The organism is Streptomyces sp. NPDC057302 (assembly GCF_042667685.1).
Classification (GTDB): Bacteria; Actinomycetota; Actinomycetes; order Streptomycetales; family Streptomycetaceae; genus Streptomyces.
The window spans coordinates 33031-51895 of record NZ_JBHUZJ010000015.1 but is presented as its reverse complement, the minus strand read 5'-3'; the positions used below and the strand labels follow the sequence as shown (position 1 = coordinate 51895).

Annotated in this window: 15 protein-coding genes; 5 read left to right on the top strand and 10 right to left on the bottom strand. The window is 71.5% G+C overall.

Translation table 11 applies throughout. The annotated features are described in order from the left end of the window. The first annotated feature begins 101 nt into the window (after positions 1-101). Positions 102-242 carry a hypothetical protein gene (locus tag ACFUPX_RS13915; RefSeq protein ID WP_383320649.1) on the top strand — a complete coding sequence of 47 codons (141 nt, stop codon included), beginning with the start codon at positions 102-104 and terminating at the stop codon, positions 240-242. A gap of 45 nt (positions 243-287) precedes the next feature. On the opposite strand, the gene ACFUPX_RS13910 is transcribed toward ACFUPX_RS13915, so the two are convergent. The 4 genes from ACFUPX_RS13910 to ACFUPX_RS13895 are packed head-to-tail and all read right to left on the bottom strand — an operon-like array spanning position 288 to position 3796. Next, positions 288-770 (bottom strand): GNAT family N-acetyltransferase, encoded by a 483-nt coding sequence (locus ACFUPX_RS13910; protein ID WP_383320647.1) that lies wholly within the window; start codon positions 768-770, stop codon positions 288-290. Further along, complete coding sequence (locus tag ACFUPX_RS13905; protein WP_383320645.1) at positions 767-2275, bottom strand: tripartite tricarboxylate transporter permease; 1509 nt, start codon at positions 2273-2275, stop codon at positions 767-769. The genes ACFUPX_RS13910 and ACFUPX_RS13905 overlap by 4 nt, the downstream gene beginning before the upstream one ends. Before the next feature lies 1 nt (position 2276). Continuing rightward, the gene (locus ACFUPX_RS13900) at positions 2277-2816 is read right to left on the bottom strand and encodes a tripartite tricarboxylate transporter TctB family protein (protein WP_383320643.1); all 540 of its coding nucleotides are present in this window, start codon (positions 2814-2816) and stop codon (positions 2277-2279) included. After that, positions 2813-3796, bottom strand: coding sequence for a Bug family tripartite tricarboxylate transporter substrate binding protein (locus ACFUPX_RS13895; RefSeq protein WP_383320786.1), 984 nt, complete (start codon positions 3794-3796; stop codon positions 2813-2815). The genes ACFUPX_RS13900 and ACFUPX_RS13895 overlap by 4 nt, the downstream gene beginning before the upstream one ends. 223 nt (positions 3797-4019) lie before the next feature. Between ACFUPX_RS13895 and ACFUPX_RS13890 the strand changes: the two genes are divergently transcribed. Then, on the top strand, positions 4020-4706 hold the full coding sequence (locus ACFUPX_RS13890; protein ID WP_383320641.1) for a response regulator: 687 nt from the start codon (positions 4020-4022) through the stop codon (positions 4704-4706). A 267-nt stretch (positions 4707-4973) separates the two neighbouring features. Continuing rightward, positions 4974-5969, top strand: coding sequence for a lytic polysaccharide monooxygenase (locus ACFUPX_RS13885; protein ID WP_383320639.1), 996 nt, complete (start codon positions 4974-4976; stop codon positions 5967-5969). A gap of 80 nt (positions 5970-6049) precedes the next feature. Here the strand turns inward: ACFUPX_RS13885 and ACFUPX_RS13880 are convergent, their stop codons facing one another. From ACFUPX_RS13880 to ACFUPX_RS13860, 5 genes are all read right to left on the bottom strand, one after another. Next, positions 6050-6913, bottom strand: coding sequence for an esterase/lipase family protein (locus ACFUPX_RS13880; RefSeq protein WP_383320637.1), 864 nt, complete (start codon positions 6911-6913; stop codon positions 6050-6052). Positions 6914-7090: 177 nt separating this feature from the next. Then, positions 7091-7801, bottom strand: coding sequence for a response regulator (locus ACFUPX_RS13875; RefSeq protein ID WP_383320635.1), 711 nt, complete (start codon positions 7799-7801; stop codon positions 7091-7093). Then, positions 7798-9147: a sensor histidine kinase gene (locus tag ACFUPX_RS13870; protein WP_383320633.1), complete on the bottom strand. Its 1350-nt coding sequence runs from the start codon at positions 9145-9147 to the stop codon at positions 7798-7800. The genes ACFUPX_RS13875 and ACFUPX_RS13870 overlap by 4 nt, the downstream gene beginning before the upstream one ends. Positions 9148-9247: 100 nt before the next feature. Beyond that, positions 9248-10222 (bottom strand): hypothetical protein, encoded by a 975-nt coding sequence (locus ACFUPX_RS13865; RefSeq protein ID WP_383320631.1) that lies wholly within the window; start codon positions 10220-10222, stop codon positions 9248-9250. Next, complete coding sequence (locus ACFUPX_RS13860; RefSeq protein WP_383320629.1) at positions 10219-13704, bottom strand: DNA polymerase III subunit alpha; 3486 nt, start codon at positions 13702-13704, stop codon at positions 10219-10221. The genes ACFUPX_RS13865 and ACFUPX_RS13860 overlap by 4 nt, the downstream gene beginning before the upstream one ends. 163 nt (positions 13705-13867) lie before the next feature. On the opposite strand from ACFUPX_RS13860, the gene ACFUPX_RS13855 reads away from it, so the two are divergent. Further along, a complete protein-coding gene (locus tag ACFUPX_RS13855; RefSeq protein WP_383320627.1) occupies positions 13868-14914 on the top strand; it encodes a DUF3533 domain-containing protein in 1047 nt (348 codons plus the stop codon). 49 nt (positions 14915-14963) lie between these two features. Then, on the top strand, positions 14964-16109 hold the full coding sequence (locus ACFUPX_RS13850) for an AAA family ATPase (protein WP_383320625.1): 1146 nt from the start codon (positions 14964-14966) through the stop codon (positions 16107-16109). Positions 16110-16214: 105 nt separating this feature from the next. On the opposite strand, the gene adhE is transcribed toward ACFUPX_RS13850, so the two are convergent. After that, complete coding sequence (gene adhE / locus ACFUPX_RS13845; protein WP_383320623.1) at positions 16215-18821, bottom strand: bifunctional acetaldehyde-CoA/alcohol dehydrogenase; 2607 nt, start codon at positions 18819-18821, stop codon at positions 16215-16217. Positions 18822-18865: the final 44 nt, after the last annotated feature.

Genomic DNA, 18865 nt, shown 5'->3' with positions numbered 1-18865 from the left:
GCGTGACATCAGCCACTGACAATCCCCCTCGGATGAGAAACCCTCCCCGCAGAGGTCTACAGAGGTCCCACCTTGGACATCGGTAGTACAGGGAGGCAGCCATGCGCCGTGTGACCGTGCACAAGACCGTCGGGAAGCCCACCAATCGGCAGATCCGGGAGAAGTGCGAGTCCGAGGACCGGACCCACGACCGACCCGAGGTCCGCAAGGACGTCCAGCGGACCTGGTGGCCCGACGGGTGAGATCCGGCGCCGGCGAGGCGGCGGACGCCTGGACGGCACGAACCGTCACAGGCGCTTCCTGTAGTGGTAGCGGTCGTACGGGCCGTCCACCCGGCGCTCCACCATCTCGTACCCGTACCGAGGGTAGAGCTCGACGTTCTCCCACATCATCACGTTCGTGTAGAGCCGGACCTCCGGCAGCCCCAGCGCACGCGCCCGCTCGTCCACGAAGGCGAGCAGGCGCCGGCCCACCCCTTGGCCCGCCGCCTCGGGGTGGACCGCGATGCTGTCCAGGAAGAGATGGTCCTCGTGCGGGACCAGGACCAGGACACCCACTACCGACGGGTCCCCGGTAGCCCCTGTGGCCCCGGCGACCCCTGTGACATACACCCGCCCCGCCGCCACCTGCGCCGCGTGGTCCGCCTCCATGGGGGCGGGCACGACACCGATGCGCTCGATGTAGCGGTGGTAGGCGGCGTCCGTCACCGCCTTCACGGCGGGGACGTCGGCGGCGGTGGCGGGGCGGATGTCGGACGTGTCTGCTGTCATGCCTTTACGTCTACGTCAGCGCTCCTGCCCCGCACCAGCAGTTTCTTCAGGAGCGGCCACAGCACGATCAGCGCGATGATCACGTACACGGTGATCGAGAAGGGCGTGTCGATCAGGCCGCTGACGCTGCCGTCGCTGATCTGCAGCGCGCGGCGCAGCTGCTGTTCCGCGTTCGGGCCGAGGATGACGCCGATGACGGCCGGCAGGACGGGCAGTCCGTAGCGCCGCATGCCGAAGCCGATCAGACCGATGATGAGCAGGATCACCAGGTCCAGCGCCTCGCCGCCCACGGCGTACGCGCCCACCGCCGCGAAGAAGAGGATTCCCGCGTAGAGGTAGGGCCTGGGGATGCGCAGGAGCTTCGCCCAGACCGGGGCAAGCGGCAGGTTCAGGGCCAGGAGCAGGACCATGCCCACGAAGAGCGACGCGATCAGGCCCCAGACCAGATCCGGTTCGCGCTCGAAGAGGAGCGGGCCCGGCTGGATCCCGTACTGCTGGAAGGCCGCGAGCATGACGGCGGCCACCGCCGTCGTGGGCAGGCCCAGCGTCAGCATGGAGACCAGGGTGCCCGCGGCCGACGCGGACGACGCGGACTCCGGGCCCGCCACGCCTTCGATCGCGCCCTTGCCCCACTCGTCCTTGTGCTTGGACAGGCGCTTCTCGGTGACGTACGAGAGGAAGGTCGGGATCTCCGCGCCGCCCGCGGGAATCGCGCCGAACGGGAAGCCGATGAGCGGGCCGCGCAGCCAGGACTTCCAGGTGCGCTTCAGGTCGGACCTGCCCAGCCAGGGGCGGCCGACCGGGATCGCCTCGCCGCTGGTGCGCCGCAGGTGGGCCGCGACCCACAGGGCTTCGCCGATCGCGAAGAGGCCCACCGCGACGATCACCACGTCGATGCCGTCGGCGAGTTGGAGCGAGCCGAAGGTCAGGCGCTGCTGGCCGGTCATCTGGTCGAGGCCGACCAGGCCGATGGTGAGGCCGATGAGGAGCGAGGCGAGCCCCCGTACGCGCGAGGAGCCGAGGACGGACGTCACCGCGATGAACGCGAGCACCATGATGGCGAAGTAGTCGGGTGCCCCGATGTCGACGGCGAGCTCGGCGACCGTGGGGGCGAGCGCCACCAGGAGGGTCGTGCCGATGATGCCGCCCGCGAAGTGCCCGATGGCCGCGGCGGCGAGCGCCTGTGCGCCGCGCCCCGCCTTGGCCATCGGATTGCCTTCCATGGCGGCCACCACCGCGGCGCTCTCACCTGGGGTGTTCAGCAAAATGGACGTCGTCGAGCCGCCGAACATCGCCCCGTAGTAGATGCCCGCGAACATGATGAACGCGCCGGTCGGCTCCAGGCCGTACGTCACGGGCAGCAGCAGGGCCACCGCCATCGCGGGGCCGATGCCGGGCAGGACGCCGATCGCGGTGCCCAGGAGCACGCCGACGGCGGCCCAGAGCAGGTTCATGGGGGTGAGGGCCGTGCCGAAGCCGTCCATCAGGGAGTTGAAGGCGTTCATGTCACAGCACTCCCATCAGCGGTCCGCCGGGCAGCGGCACCCCGAGCAGGTTGTTGAAGACGACGTACGTGAGGAGGGAGAGCCCCGCCGCGATGAGCGGGTCGCGGTCCAGGTGCCGGCTGCCGAGCGCGTACGCGGCGCCCCAGAAGAGCAGGGCGCCCGCGACGGGGAAGCCGAGCGGTTCGATGAGGACGGCGGCGCCGAGGAAGACTCCGGCCAGGAGCAGCACGGTGCGCCAGTCGGCGGGTTCGGACAGGTCGATGTCCTCGCCGCCCTCGGCCTCGCCGCGACCGCCGCGCAGGACGTCGATCGCGAGGATCACGGCGACGACCAGGAGCCCGATGCCGACGACGACCGGGACCGTCTTGGGGCCGATCGGGCCGCGCTGGGCGATCTCGACGTCCATGGTGAGCGCGTCGGTCAGGACGAGGGCGCCGAGGGCCAGGAGCATGACGCACACGCCGAGTTCGGAGTGTTCGCGCAGCCAGGAGCGGCGGCTGCCGCCGCTCTCCTCGGGCGGGGTTTCGGTGGTCGTCGTCACAGTCCCAGCTCCTTCAGCACGGACACCACGCTCTTGTCCTGGGCGGCCAGGAAGTCGCCGAACTTGTCGCCGGTGAGGAAGGCGTCGTCCCAGCCGTTGGTCTTGAGGGACTTGCGCCACTCAGGGGAGTCGTGGAGCTTCCTGACCAGGCCGGTGAGCTTCTTGCGTTCCGCGTCGGAGAGGCCGGGCGGTGCGACGATGCCGCGCCAGTTGGTGAAGTCGACGTCGTAGCCGGACTCTTTGAGGGTCGGCCCGTCCAGGCCCTTGGCCCGCTTGGGCCCGGTGGTCGCGAGGAGGCGCAGCTCGCCCGACTTGATCTGGTCCAGGTACTCGCCGACGCCCGAGACGCCGAAGGCGACCTTCTTGCCGAGGATCGAGGCGAGGAGTTCGCCGCCGCCGTCGAAGGGGACGTAGTTGACCTTCTTCGGGGCGATCCCGGCGGCGCGCGCCATCAGCATCGGGGCGAGGTGGTCGGGGCCGCCCGGGGACGAGCCGCCGCCGACCGGGAGCTTGCCCGGGTTCTTCTTCCAGGCGGTGATCAGCTGCTCGATGTTCTTGTACGGGGAGTCCTTGGCGACCACGACGACGTCCGGCTCTTCGGTGAGGCGGGCGATGGGCGTGGTGTCGGCGAGGGTCTTGGGCGAGTCGTTGGAGCGTGCGGCGCCCACGACGCCCAGGCCCATGGACATCGCCAGCTTGCCGTTGCCGTGCTCGCCGACGAGGCGGCTGAGGCCGACGGTGCCGCCGGCGCCGGGCAGGTTGAACACCTCGATGTTGTGGGTGAGTCCGGCGTCCTCGGCGTTCTTCGCCGCGGTACGGGCGGTGATGTCGTAGCCGCCGCCCGGCGTGTTGGGGACCATGAAGCGCAGGCCGGGGATCTGTGTGCCGGTATCGGATTCGCTGCCCGTCGAGAGCAGCGGCGGCCCGGCGAGCACGAGCAGCGCGGCCCCGAGCAGGGCAAGGGGTGTGCGCAGACGCACGTGTGCCACCACCTGTCGGTACGTAGTTCGGTACTTGGGATACGAGGGATGCGAGGGAGTTGATGCGGCCGGGTTCCCCGTGGGGGCGGGAACCCGGCCGCGGTCCGCGGGGACGGGGATATCTGTGAGGTGGCCCACATGTTGCCCGTGCGTTAAGAAGCTGTCTCTCTTCCGGAATCAACGGACGTTGTGGTCCTTGTGGTCGCGCCCTTAGCCTGCGGCGATGACAAGGGTGCTGGTCGTGGACGACGACTTCATGGTCGCCAAACTGCACAGCCGTTATGTGTCCGCGGTGGACGGATTCTCGGTGGTGGGAGTGGCGCACAGCGGTACGGAGGCGTTGGCGGCGGTGGAGCGGCTGCGCCCCGATCTCGTACTTCTTGACATCTATCTGCCCGATATGGACGGCATCGCGGTGCTACGGGAGTTGCGGGCCGTGGAGGAGCGCGACCGGGACCGCCAGCCGCTGGACGCGCTGTTCATCACGGCGGCGCGGGACGCGGAGATCGTGCGGGCGGCGCTGCGGGCCGGTGCGCTGCACTACCTGATCAAGCCGTTCAACCAGGCGGCGCTGCGGGAGCAGTTGCTGCACGTGGCGGCGGTGCGGGCCCGCCTCGACGGCCTTGACGAGGCGCGGCAGGAGGACATCGACCAGATATTCGGCCCTCGCCCGCCCGGCTCCCGGGAGCTCCCGAAGGGCCTTGCGGCACACACCGCGGACCTGGTCGAGCAGACGCTGCGGGGGCACCCGGGCGGCCTTTCGGCTTCGGAGTGCGCACAGGAGGGCACGCTGTCGCGGGTCAGCGCGCGCCGCTACCTGGAGTTCTTCGCGGACACGGGGCGGGTGGAGGTGACGCTTCGGTACGGGGGGACGGGGCGGCCGGAGCGGCGTTACCGGTGGATTCGCTAGCGGCGGCCCCGCGGGGGGGGGGGTGTGTTCCGCCGGGCAATTCGGGCACGACCTGAGCGGAGCCTGAGGGCTCCCTTAAACCCACCATAAAGATCGCCATCACCCCCTCCCAGCAGGCGAATTCCGGGATTTCAGCGGCTAGCTTTCTCGTCGCCGGGCCGGTTACGAACCGTCGGCGCCGCACGCAGTCGGGGGGCGGCACCGGCCGTTCGCAACCGTCTCGTGTCCCCCACCACCCCCCAGAACCGCCGCTGAGGAGAACCACCCATGAGTGCACGTCGCAAGGTCGCCGCGATCGCCGCCGCAGGCATCGCCCCGCTCGCCCTGACCGCCCTTTCGGCCGCCCCCGCCGCCGCGCACGGTTCGATGACGGACCCGGTGAGCCGTGTCTCCGCCTGCTTCCAGGAGGGCCCGGAGTCGCCGACGTCGGCCGCGTGCAAGGCGGCTGTCGCCTCCAGTGGCGCGCAGGCCTTCTACGACTGGAACGGCGTGAACATCGCCAACGCCGCGGGCAAGTCGAAGGAGATCATCCCCGACGGCAAGCTGTGCAGCGCGGGCAATGACAAGTACAAGGGCCTCGACCTGCCGCGCGCCGACTGGCCGTCGAGCAAGATGTCCGGCGGCAACCACACCTTCCACTACAAGGGCACCGCACCGCACAAGGGCTCCTTCGAGCTGTACATCACGAAGGACTCGTACGACCCGACCAAGCCCCTGAAGTGGTCGGACCTGGAGTCGAAGCCGTTCGTCGACGTGGCCGACCCGAAGATGGAGAACGGTGACTACGTCTTCGACGGCAAGGTCCCGGCCAAGTCGGGCCGCCACCTGATCTACTCGGTCTGGCAGCGCTCGGACTCCCCCGAGGCCTTCTACACCTGCTCCGACGTCGTCTTCGGCAAGGACAGCGGCGGCGGTGCGGCCGCGGCTCCGGCCCCGGCCGCCTCCGCGCCCTCCGAGCAGGACATCGCCGCGGGCGCGGACAAGTCCACCGTCGAGCACCACGGCCACGGCGACAGCGACGCCAAGACGGGCGCCGAGGTCTCCGAGGCGGCTCCGGCCGCGGGTGACGACACGGCCGCCAACGCGCCTGAGGTGAACGGCGGCGCCGAGAAGCCCGTCGCCGCGGCCAACGAGAACCTCGCCGAGACCGGCGGCGACAGCACCACCCCGTACATCGCGATCGGCGGCGCCGCCGCCCTCGCCGTCGGTGCCGCGGCCATGTTCGGCACGGCCCGCCGCCGGACGGCGCGCCACGGCCGCTGATCCACAGAACATGCTGAGCCGCCGCTGACCCCAGTCAGCGGCGGCTCTCGGTTCGGGGGAAGGTTCCGTTCGGAGCCGGTTCAGGAGAAGCAGGTGCTCGGCGTCGCGTGCGCCGGGTCGAGCGCGTTCGCGACCTCGTGGTGCGCGACCCGGTCGAGGATGCCGATCGCCACGTGCTCGGAGAGGTCGGCGGGGCACAGGTCCTGGACGGTGACGTTGCGTACGCCGGGGCCGTTCAGGAATTGCGTGCGGTACGGGGTGACCACCTCGTCCCACTTGGTGGCGATGACGGTGTAGCGCACGCCGGGGACGGTGTCGCCGCCTTGGTTGAGCTTGGTCAGGAACGGCGATCCGGCCACCTGGTCGGCCAGGCCCGGGGTGTTGGTGGTGAGCAGGTCCTCGATGCCGGGGAAGTAGGGCAGCAGCCTGGTCAGGCCGAGCAGGGTGGTGCCGTGGTTGTCGGGCGCGAGGCCGACCAGGGCGTTCACCTTCTGCGCGCCGCCGAGGAACTTCAGGTAGTAGCGGGGCATCATGCCGCCCTGCGAGTGGCCGACGAGGTCCGCCTTCGCGGCGCCCGTCGAGGCGAGCACCTTGTCGACGAAGCCGTCGAGCTGCTCGGCCGACTTGTCGATCGGGCCGAGCCCGTTGAAGAACGGCACACCGGGCAGCTGGCCGTAGTCGAGGGAGTAGACGCAGTAGCCGCGCCTCACCAAGTAGGGCGCCAGGACGAGCCAGTTGTCGATGGAGTTGCCGAAGGTTCCGTGGACGAGGACCACGGGGCGCGGGTGGGCGGCGGACGGCTTGCAGCCGTAGTCGTTCCAGCCGCTCGACGAGGCGGCGGGGGCAGCGGGGGCGGCGGACGCCGTGGGGGCGGTGAGGGTGAGCGCGCCCGTCATGAGAAGGGCGGCGGTGAACGCTCTGAGCGCTCGTCTCCAGGGCAGCATCGTGGGATCTCCTTGCGGCTCAAGGGAGTTGCGATGAGTGAGCCCTGTGATCCGGATCACGAGGATGCCGTGCACACGCCAAATTAAGTGCCGGTCGTCCAAGTGTGAAGTTACGCGTCAGTAAAAAGTTCCAGTCATCACTGGCACGGTCGCCGTTCCCGGCAGGTGGACGTCACCTCAGCGCGGAGGCGACACAAGGCCGCACTCGTAGGCGATGATGACCAGTTGGACCCGGTCGCGGGAGTCGAGCTTGGCGAAGAGACGCGCCATGTGCGCCTTCACCGTGGCGACGGTGATGAAGAGTTCGGCAGCGATCTCGGCGTTGGAAAGCCCCCGGCCGACCAGCGTGAGCACTTCGCACTCGCGGTCCGTGATGCCGTCGACCGTCCGGCGCACCGTTGGCGTGGGCTCGGGCCGCGCCGCGAACTCCTCGATCAGACGCCGGGTGACGCTCGGCGCGATCAGACCGTCCCCGGCGGCCACCACGTGGATCGCCCCGAGGATGTCCTCCAGCGCCATGTCCTTGACGAGGAAACCGCTCGCGCCCGCGCGCAGCGCCCCGTATACGTAGTCGTCGTCATCGAAGGTGGTCAGGACCAGGACGCGCGTCGTCCCGCTGCCCTCGTCCATGATCAGGCGGGTGGCCTCGATGCCGTCCATGCCGGGCATGCGGATGTCCATCACGACGACGTCGGGGCGTACGTCGCGGGCCAGGCGGACCGCGTCGGTGCCCGTCCCCGCCTCCCCCACGACCTCGATCCCGGGGGTGTCGGCCATCAGGACGCGCAGGCCCGCGCGGACGAGGGGCTGGTCGTCGGCGAGGACCACTCGGACGGTGGGGCGCGCGCCCGTGGAGCTGCCGGTAGGGCCACCGGTGGGGCCGGTCATCGGGCCTCCGCCGTCGGCAGGGGCAGCAGGGCCGTCACCCGGAAGCCGCCTTCGGGGCGCGGTCCCGCGGTGAACCGGCCGTGCAGCAGGGCGACCCGCTCGCGCATGCCGACGAGGCCGAACCCGGTGCCCGCGGGCAGGCCGCCGCGCCCCTCGTCCTCTATCTCCAGGGACAGTTCGCCCTCCCGCCGCTCGACGGTCACCCGGCAGGTGTCCGTTCCCGCGTGCCGTACGACATTGGTGAGGGCCTCTTGCAGGATGCGGAACGCGGCCAGGTCGATGTCGGCGGGCAGCGGGCCGCGCTCCCCCCGCCGGTGGACCTCCGCGCGGACTCCGGCGTCCCGCGCCGACGCGGCGAGGCGGTCGAGGTCGGCGAGGCCGGGCGCGGGTTCGCGGGGCGGCGCGGACACGTCGCGGGCGGCGGCGTCCGGTACGGCATCGGCGGGCCCCGGATCCGACTCCGGCCGCTCCGGCCGCTGTGACCCCTCCGACCGCTCCGACCGCTCCGGCCTGCGCAGCGCGACCAGCGTCCTGCGCAGGCCCGCAAGGGTCTCCCTGCTGGTGGCCTCGATGGTGCGGAGCGCGTTGCGGGCCTCGGCGGGCTGGGTGTCGATGACCCGGCTGCCCACGCCCGCCTGGATGGCGATGACGCCGATGCTGTGCGCGATCATGTCGTGCAACTCCCGTGCGATGCGCAGCCGTTCGGCGGTCACGGCGCGGGCCGTGGCCTGGGCGCGCAGGGCCTCGGCGTGCGTGCGGCGCTCGCGGGCCGAACTGCCCGCCGTCCAGGCGGCGATGAGGGCGACGGCGACGAACGCCAGCGCCTCGCCGCTGTTGCTCGCCCAGCCGGAGGGCCGGCAGCCGTCCGGCGGGTAGGGGGCGGGCCCGCAGTCGCCGTCGGCCGGGAAGGAGAAGAGGGCGACGGCCTGCGTCGTGAACGCCATGAGGGCGGCGATGACCGAGGTGCGGCGCGGGCGGGTGGCCGCGAGATAGCCGACGGCGCAGACCCCGGCCAGCGTCTGCAGGTAGCTGACCTCCGCCTTGCGCATCTCCATCGTCGCCGCCACCGCGCCGAGCAGAAGGAAGGTGAGCGCGGGCAGCGGCCTGCGCCTGAGGAGCGAGGCGACCACGACCGTCAGCGTGATCGACGCGAGGACCATCAGGATGTCGAAGCCGTGCTGCCCGTAGTCGAAGGTCACGTAGGTGACGAAGGGGTAGACGACGGCGCCGCTCCAGGCCAGGCCCGCGCGCACGGGCGGCCACAGACCTCCGGACGGCCACGGACGCCTGGGCGCAAGCCGGTTGTGGCCCTCCCCGGGCAGCGGCTGACCTGGCTTGATGTCCATGCGCCGATCGTAGGCGGCCGTCGCTCGCGGGGGTATTGGCCCGCGGTCGTACGCCCAGGGGCTACCTCAGCTGTCGCCGGATGGGGCCGCCGCGACGCGGCTAGGCCGCCAGCGTCCCCGGCACGATCGCGCCGGGGCCGAACTTCGCCCGCGCCCGGTCGGCCACCGCCTCGATCCGGCGGGCCTTGTCGTCCACCGGGTCGAACATCAGCTGGTGGGCGGCGTGTTCGGCGGGTGCGAGGCCTTCGGCGCGCAGCGAGATGCCGCGCACCCTGGCCCGCTGGAGGCCGAGCGCCTCGTACATGCGGTAGGCGGATCCGGTCAGCGCGCAGGAGTGCGCGGTCGGCTCGGGCAGCGTACGGGTGCGGGTCGTCGTGGAACGGTCCGCGTACCGCACGGTGAGGGTCAGGGAGCGGCACACCTGCTCCTCGTCGCGCATCCGGGCGCCGAGTTCCTCGGTGAGCGAGAGCAGCGCCCTGCGGTGGCGCGTGGGGTCCAACTCGTCGCGTGGGAAGGGCCGTTCGGAGGCGAGGGAGCGGGCGGCGGCGTTCGGCACGACGGGGGCGCGGTCGATGCCGTGCGCCTTCTCGTGCAGCTCGCGTCCCGCGCGAGCGCCGACGAGGCGCTGCAGCGTGGACAGCGGCGCGGCGGCCACCTTGCCGACGGAGTCGATTCCGTACGAGCAGAGGGTGCGGGCGGTGGCGCGGCCGACCCCCGGCAGTTCACCGACCGGCTTCGGTCCGAGGAACTCCGCGACGGCGTCGGGTTCCGCGCCCACGACGCGGGTCACGCCCGGCGCGGCTCCCCGCGCGGCCATCCGCGCGAGCATCGGTCCGGGCCCGGCGCCGATCACGCAGTCCACGCCGTGGTGGGCGAGCGCCCGTACCCGTATCACCGAGGCGAGTTCGACGGCGTCGCGGCCGAAGTAGCGCATCGCTCCCCGTACGTCGACGAGCGCGGCGTCGGGCGGCAGCGCCTCGACGACAGGGCTGAACTCGCCGAGCAGTAGGAGCAGTCGGGGCATGGCGGCCTCGTACATGGGCGGCAGCAGGAACCGTACGCAGAGGGTGCTCATCCCGCGCTCCCCGGGCTCTGGTGCCACAACTTCCGTCCTGTCGCCGCCCGTTCGCCGGGCGGCTGGAGGTCGGCCCAGGGGTGCATCTCGTACCCCGTGGACATCCGGATGCGACGGCCGCCGTCGGCCGGGGGTGAGGAGCCGTCGTCCGCCGGGGATCCGCCGGGCTCTCCTTCCGGTCCCGGCTCGGCGAGCCGCGCGCCCACCGCGTCGAGCCCGCCCTCCTGCCGCAGCTCCACCAGTTCCGCCAGGTTCCATGCCGCGGCGCCGACCACGCTGAGGCTGCGCGGGCCGCGCCGCTGCACCACTCCGCGGACCAGGAGCAGCCAGGAGTGGAAGACGGTGTGCGCGCACCGTTCGTGGGCGTCGTCGAAGAAGGCCAGGTCGACCAGGCCGGTGCCGTCGTCCAGGGTGGTGAAGATGACCCGCTTGCCGGAGCGGATCGGCGGGGTCTGGGTGGCCGCCTTGGCGCCCGCGACCAGGACGGTCGCCCCGTGTTCGGCCTCCCGCAGGCGTCGGGCCGTCAGCACGCCGAGCTCCCGCAGGAACTCCGCGTGGTCGCCCATGAGATGGCGCGAGGAGTCCATGCCCAGGACGCCGAGTTCGGCGCTGAGCCGTTCCGCGTCGTCCAGGTCGGGCAGCCCGGCGGTCGCCGTCTTCCGCCCGCCGGACAAGGGGAGTTGGGCCCCGGACGAGCCCCGCGAGCCCCGCGAGCCCCGTCGCAGCTCCGTCAGGTGCAGTTGCAGGTCGCGGCGGTTGGCGCCGAACGCGTCGAGCGCGCCGACCTGCGCGAGGCGCTGCGCGACCGGCTTTCCGGGCCTGGCCCGCTCCCAGAAGTCCAGGAGCGAGGCGTACGGCTGCCCGTCCGCGATCCGCGCGGCCTCGGCCTCGCTGATGCCGTGGACATCGGAGAGCGCGAGGCGCAGGCCCCACACCTTTCGGGGCCCGACTTTATCAGCTTTATCAGACACCAGTTCGATACGGTGAGCGACCGCGGACCGGTTCACGTCCAGCGGCAGGATCGGCACCCCCCGCCGCCGTGCGTCCGCGAGCAGCAGCCGCTTCGGGTACATGCCGGGGTCGTGCGTGAGCAACCCCGCGTAGAAGGCGGCCGGGTGATGGGTCTTCAGCCAGGCCGACTGGTAGGTGGGCACGGCGAAGGCCACCGCGTGCGCCTTGCAGAAGCCGTACGAACCGAAGGCCTCGATGATCTCCCAGGTCCGGCCGATGGTCTCGGCGTCGTACCCCTTCGCCGCCGCCTGCTGCGCGAACCAGAACCGGATCCGCCCCTGCGACTCGAGGTCGGAGAGCCCCCGGCGCACCCGGTCCGCCTCGTCGCGACCGCAGCCGGTCATGATGTCCACGATGTCGATGATCTGCTCGTGGAAGACGACGACGCCGTACGTCTCCTTGAGCGGGCCCGCCAGATCCGGGTGCGGGTAGCGGATGGGCGCGCGGCCGTGCCGGGCCTCGATGAAGGGCCGCACCATGTCGGCGGCGACCGGCCCCGGCCGGAAGAGCGAGATGTCGACGACCAGGTCGTGGAAGGTCGCGGGCTGCAGGCGGCCCACCAGGTCCCGCTGGCCCGGCGATTCGATCTGGAAGCAGCCCAACGTCTCTGTGGACTTGATGAGTTGATACGTCGCGGGGTCCCCCGGCGGCACGGCGTCCACGTCCACCCGCTCGCCCGTGGCCCGCTCGACCTCCTCCACCGCGTGCGCCATCGCCGACTGCATCCGCACCCCGAGCACGTCGAGCTTGAGCAGCCCGAGGTCCTCCACGTCCTCCTTGTCGAACTGGGACATGGGAAAGCCCTCGCCGCTGGTGGGCATGACGGGTGTACGCGCGAGCAGCGAGGCGTCGGAGAGCAGCACCCCGCACGGGTGCATGGCGATCCCGCGCGGCAGCGCGTCCAGGGCCTCGACCAGCTCCCACAGTCGGCCGTGTTTCTCCTTGTCCCCCGCCACCTCGCGCAGTTCGGGCAGCTCCTCCATGGCCGAGCGCGCGTCCCGCGCGCGGATGTGCGGGAAGGCCTTGGCGATCCTGTCGATCTCGGCCGGGTCCATGGAGAGGGCGGCGCCCACGTCACGGATGGCGTGGCGGACCCGGTAGGTCTCGGGCATGGCGACGGTCGCGACCCGTTCGGTGCCGAAGCGGCCGATGATCGCGCGGTAGACCTCGAGGCGGCGGGCCGACTCCACGTCGATGTCGATGTCCGGCAGGACGGCCCGCCGCGTGGACAGGAACCGCTCCATGAGCAGCCCGTGCTCGACGGGGTCGGCGTGCGCGATGCCGATGAGGTGGTTGACCAGGGATCCGGCGCCGGAGCCGCGCGCCGCGACCCGGATCCCCAAGTCGCGTACGTCGTCGACCACTTGGGCCACGGTGAGGAAGTAGGAGGCGAAGCCGTGGTAGGCGATGATGTCCAGCTCGTGGTGCATCCGCTCCCAGTACGCGTGATGCGTGCGGCGCCTGTCGTATCCACGAAGGACCATCCCCGCCGCCGCCCGCGAGGCGAGCACGCGCTGGGCGGTGCGGCGCCCCGCGCCGACGAGGTGCGGCTCGGGGAAGCGCACGGAACCGATGCCGATGTCGTCCTCGGGGTCGACGAGGCACTCGGCGGCGACCGCCTGGGTCTGCTCGACGAGGCGGTGGGCGGTGTCGCGCCGGAAGCCGGCCGCCTCCACGATCCGTTCGGCGTTGCCCAGCATGGCGTCGGCGCCCTTCAACCACCTTTCCCCGCTGTCGAGTTCCTTGCTCGGGTCGACGGGGACGAGGCGGCGCGCGGCGTCGAGCACGTCGGCGACCGGGCCGAGCCCCGCGTCGGCGTAACGGACGGCGTTGCTCAGGACGGGGCGGACACCCTGCTCGGCGGCGAAGCCGACGGTGCGGGCCGCGAGGCGGAGCGAACCGGGCCCGGTGCCTTCGCGGCCGTGCCACACGGACTCCAGGCGCAGCGCGTCCCCGTAGCGCTCGCGCCAGGGGGCCAGGAGGCGGGCGGCCCGGTCGGGGCGCCCGGCGGCGAGCGCGCGCCCCACGTCGGACGCGGGGCCGAGCAGCACGGTCATGCCGTCGCCGTGGTTCTCCTCCCACGGAAGTACGGGCCGGCCATCGCCGCCGCGGTGCGCGGCGGTGATCAGACGGCACAGCGCGGCCCAGCCCGTGGCGCCGTCGCGGGCAAGGAAGGTGACGCGCGGGGTCGACTCGTCGATGAAGGCACCTCCGCGCACCGGAGTCCGCCGCCGCGCACCGGGCGCCGATGCGGGCTCCCCCACCGCGAGCTCGGTCCCGAACAGCGGCCGCACCCCCGCCTTCGCGCAGGCCTTGGCGAACCGGACGGTCCCCGCGAGGGTGTCCCGGTCGGTGAGCGCGAGGGCGTCCATGCCCCGCTCGGCGGCGCGCTCGGCGAGCCGCTCCGGGTGCGAGGCCCCGTACCGCGGGGAGAACCCGGAGACGGTGTGCAGATGCGTGAACCCTGGCACACGCACCTCCTGAAACCCTGAACCGATCCGACCTCACATCCCCCGCCTCCACCATAGACCAAGTTTCGAACGCATGTACGACACGCGCGTCGAACCATCCCCCGCGTCGCCCATTCGGCCCCGCCCACCTGCGGGAACGCCGGGGGCCCCGGAGCGTGGGGGCATGAGTTTCACCGATGAGTTGAAGAGCGCCGTCACCCCGCGAGCAGCCCTGCTGGTCATCGGTGTACTGGCCCTGCAGCTGCTGTTCATCGCCTCCTACGTAGGGGCCCTGCACGACCCGAAGCCCAAGGACGTGCCCTTCGGAGTCGTCGCTCCCGGCCCTGCGGCCAAGGAGACGTCGGACAAGCTCGGGAAACTCCCCGGTGACCCGCTCGACCCGCGCGTGGTCAAGGACGAGGCCGCGGCCCGGCACCAGATCATCAACCGCGACATCGACGGCGCCCTGATCGTCGACCCCCGGGGCACCACCGACACCCTCCTGGTGGGCTCGGGCGGCGGCACCGTCCTCGCCACCGCCCTGGAGAAGATCGCCACCGAGGTCGACGGGGCCGAGAAGCGGACGGTCAAGACCGTGGACGTGGCCCCGGCGTCCACCAAGGACTTCGACGGGCTCTCGTCCTTCTACCTGGTCGTCGGCTGGTGCGTCGGCGGCTACCTCTGCGCCTCGATCCTGGCGATCAGCGCGGGCTCCCGGGCCACCAACGGCCGCCGCGCGCTGATCAGGACCGGCGTCATGGCGCTCTACTCGATCGCGGGCGGCCTGGGCGGCGCGATCATCATCGGGCCGATCCTCGGCGCCCTGCCCGGCAGCATCATGGGCCTGTGGGGCCTCGGCTCGCTCGTCGTCTTCGGGGTCGGCATGATCACGCTCGCCCTGCAGTCGCTGACCGGCATCGTGGGCATCGGCCTCGCCGTCCTGCTCGTCGTGATCGCCGGCAACCCGAGCGCGGGCGGCGCCTTCCCGCTGCCGATGCTGCCGCCGTTCTGGAAGGAGATCGGCCCCTGGCTGCCGCCGGGCGCGGGCACCTGGGTGGCGCGCTCGATCGCGTACTTCAAGGGCAACGCGATCACCGGACCGATGCTGGTGCTCGCCGCCTGGGCGGTCGTGGGCACCGCCGTCACCCTGGTCATGTCCGCCCTGCGCGGGGACCGCCAGCCCGGCCAACGGCCCGCCATGGAGGAGGACACCGGCGCCCACCGCCGGTGAGGAACCGCTTTTCGGGGCCGTTGTCAGACCCGGGTGCGAAGCTGGAGCGATGATCACCACCCTGGCGGTCGAGAACTACCGCTCCCTGCGCAAACTGATCGTCCCCCTGGACCGGCTGAACGTCGTGACGGGCGCGAACGGCACCGGCAAGTCCAGCCTGTACCGCGCGCTGCGGCTGCTGGCCGACTCCGCGCGGGGCGGGTCGGTGGCCGCGCTGGCCCGCGAGGGCGGGCTGCCCTCCGCACTGTGGGCGGGCCCCGCGAAGGCGGAGGCCACCGGCCTGCGCCTCGGCTTCGCGGGCGACGAGTTCGGGTACGCGGTGGACTTCGGATACCCCATCCCCACCTCGGGCACGGGCGCGGCACCCTCCCTCTTCAACCTCGATCCCGAGATCAAGCGCGAGTCCACCTGGGCGGGCCCCGTGCTGCGCCCCGCCGCGCTGCTCTGCGACCGCGCGGGGCCCGCCGTGCGCACGCGGACGGCCGACGGCGGCTGGCACCGCACCCAGGGCATCCGGCCCTACGACAGCATGCTGAGCGAGCTCGCCGACCCGCAGCTGGCCCCCGACCTGCTCAGGCTGCGCGAGCTGATCCGCTCCTGGCGGTTCTACGACCATGTGCGCACCGACGCCGAGGCCCCCGCGCGCGCCGCGCGGATCGGCACCCGCACCCCGGTGCTCGGCCATGACGGCGCCGACCTGGCTGCGGCCCTGCAGACCATCCGCGAGATCGGCGACCCGGCGGCGCTCGACGCCGCGGTGGACGACGCCTTCCCCGGCAGCAGGGTGGAGATCGCCGAGCACGGCGGTCGCTTCGAACTCCAGCTGCGTCAGCACGGGCTGACCCGCCCCCTCGGAGCGGCCGAGCTGTCCGACGGCACCCTGCGCTATCTCCTGTGGGCCGCCGCCCTGCTCACTCCCCGGCCGCCCTCGCTCCTGGTCCTGAACGAACCGGAGACGAGCCTGCACCCGGACCTCCTGCGCCCCCTCGCGGACCTGATCCTCACGGCGACGAAGGAGACCCAGGTCGTCCTGGTGACCCACGCCCAGCCACTGGCCGAAGCGGTGGCCAAGGGGGCGGCCCGCCACCGCGTCGACGTGAACTCCATAGAGCTGCTCAAGGAGTCGGGTCAGACGACGGTGGCGGGCCGGGAGAGCATGCTGGACGAGCCCCTCTGGTACTGGCCCAAACGCTGAGGCGCCCCGCAAGGGGCGCCTCATCAGGGGCGCGGGGCTGTGACATATGCGGCTCCGCCGCGTGGGCGCGACCAGCCACACACGGCCCGCGGACGGCGACCGGAATCAGGCACCCGCCCCGTTGCCGTAGTACGCCCGCCGCATCAACCCCTCCATCTCGGAGAGCATCGGCATCCGCGGGTTGGCAGGCGCGCACTGATCGGCGTACGCGTTCATCGCCTGCTCCGGCAGCGCTTCGATGAAGGCCGCTTCATCGACACCCTCCTCGGCGAAGGACGCGGGGATCCCGCACTTCGCACGCAGCTCCTCGACCGCGGCGGCGTAGGACTCCACCCCCTGCTCAGGGGAGTCCGCCGGAAGCCCCAGCATCCGGGCGATCTCCTGGAACCGCTCCGGCGCCCGGTAGACCTCGGCCTTCGGCCACGGGGTCGCCTTGCCGGAGACGGTGCCGTTGTGCCGGATCACGTGCGGCAGGAGCAGCGCGTTGGTGCGGCCGTGCGAGACGTGGAAGGTGTTGCCCAGGGTGTGCGCCATCGCGTGCACCAGGCCCAGGAAGGCGTTGGCGAAGGCCATGCCCGCCACGGTCGACGCGTTGTGCATCTTCTCGCGCGCCTCGGGGTCCCCGGCCCCGTTCACGACGCACCGCTCCAGGTTCTCGAAGATGAGCTTGATCGCCTGGAGGCAGAGCCCGTCGGTGTAGTCGTTCGCGTACACCGACACGTACGCCTCGGTGGCGTGGGTCAGCGCGTCGAATCCGGAGTCCGCGGTGACCGTCGCGGGCAGCTTCATCGGCAGGGACGGGTCGACGATCGCGACGTTCGGGGTGAGCGCGTAGTCGGCGAGGGGGTACTTCTGCGCGGCCTGAGGGTCGGAGATGACCGCGAAGGGGGTGACCTCGGAGCCGGTCCCCGAGGTGGTCGGGACGGCCACCATCTGCGCCTTCTCGCCCAGGCCCGGGAACTTGAAGGCCCGCTTGCGGATGTCGAAGAACTTCTCCTTCGTGTCCGCGAACTCGATCTCCGGGTGCTCGTACATCAGCCACATGATCTTGGCCGCGTCCATCGGTGAGCCACCGCCGAGCCCGATGATCGTGTCAGGGCCGAACTCCCGCATGCGCGCCGCACCGGCCCGCACGGTCGCCAGCTCCGGGTTGGGCTCGACGTCGTCGATGACCTGGACGGTGACGGCTTCGGGGCGTGCCGCGAGGATGTCGGTCACCCTCTGGACGAACCCGAGCGCCGACATCGTCTTGTCCGTCACGATCGAGACGCGCCTGATGCCGTCCATCTCGCCCAGGTAGCGCAGGGAGTTGCGCTCGAAGTAGATCTTCGGCGGGACCTTGAACCACTGCATGTTGTTGTTGCGCCGTCCGATCCGCTTGACGTTGATCAGGTTGACCGCGGAGACGTTGTTGGACACCGAGTTGTGCCCGTAGGAGCCGCAGCCGAGGGTGAGCGAGGGCAGGAAGGCGTTGTAGACGTCGCCGATGCCGCCGAAGGTCGAGGGGGCGTTGACGATGACACGGACCGCCTTGACGCGCCTGCCGAACTCCTCGGCGAGCTCCTCGTCCTCGGTGTGGATGGCGGCGCTGTGCCCCAGGCCGTTGAACTCGACCATCTGGGCGGCCAGTTCGAGGCCCTGCTCGGTGGAGTCGGCCTTCAGGGCGGCCAGGACCGGGGAGAGCTTCTCGCGGGTGAGCGGCTCGCCCTCGCCGACCTCCGCGCACTCGGCGACGATCACCGACGTGCCTTCGGGGACCTCGAACCCGGCCTGCTCGGCGATCCACCGCGGGGACCTGCCGACGACGGACGCGTTCAGTTTCGCGCCCGAGCAGTCGGCGCCGAAGGCCGTCGTCCCGAAGACGAACTCCTCCAGCTTGGTCTTCTCGGCCGCCGTGACGACGTACGCGCCGAGCCGTTCGAACTCCGCGATCCCCTCGTCGTAGATCTCCTCGTCGAGGATCACGGCCTGCTCGGAGGCGCAGATCATGCCGTGGTCGAAGGCCTTGGAGAGCACGATGTCGTGCACGGCGCGCCGCAGCTTGCCGCTGCGCGTGACGTACGCGGGTACGTTGCCGGCGCCGACGCCGAGCGCGGGCTTGCCGCAGGAGTAGGCGGACTTGACCATGGCGTTGCCGCCGGTGGCGAGGATGGTGGAGACGCCCGCGTGGTGCATGAGCAGCCCGGTCGCCTCCATCGAGGGCTCCTCGATCCACTGCACGCAGTCCGCCGGGGCGCCCGCCTCGACCGCGGCGTCGCGCACGATGCGGGCGGCCTCGGCGGAGCAGCGCTGGGCGCTGGGGTGGAAGGCGAAGACGATCGGGTTGCGGGTCTTGAGGGCGATGAGGGCCTTGAAGAGGGTCGTCGACGTCGGGTTGGTCACCGGGGTCATGGCGCAGACGACGCCGACCGGTTCGGCGATCTCGGTGATGCCGTTCAGTTCGTCGCGGGAGATGACGCCCGCGGTCTTCAGGCCGCGCATCGAGTTGACGACGTGCTCGCAGGCGAAGAGGTTCTTGACCGCCTTGTCCTCGAAGAGCCCGCGGCCGGTCTCCTCGACGGCCAGCTTCGCCAGGTCCCCGTGCCGGGCCAGTGCGGCCAGGGAGGCCTTCTTGACGATGTGGTCGACCTGCTCCTGGTCGTACGACGTGAACCGGCCGAGCGCGGTCAGCGCCCTCTCGACCAGTCCGTCCACCATCTCCTTGGCCTCCATGGCAGGGCTCCTTCAGCTGAGACCTTTTCGCTTATGCCTCAATT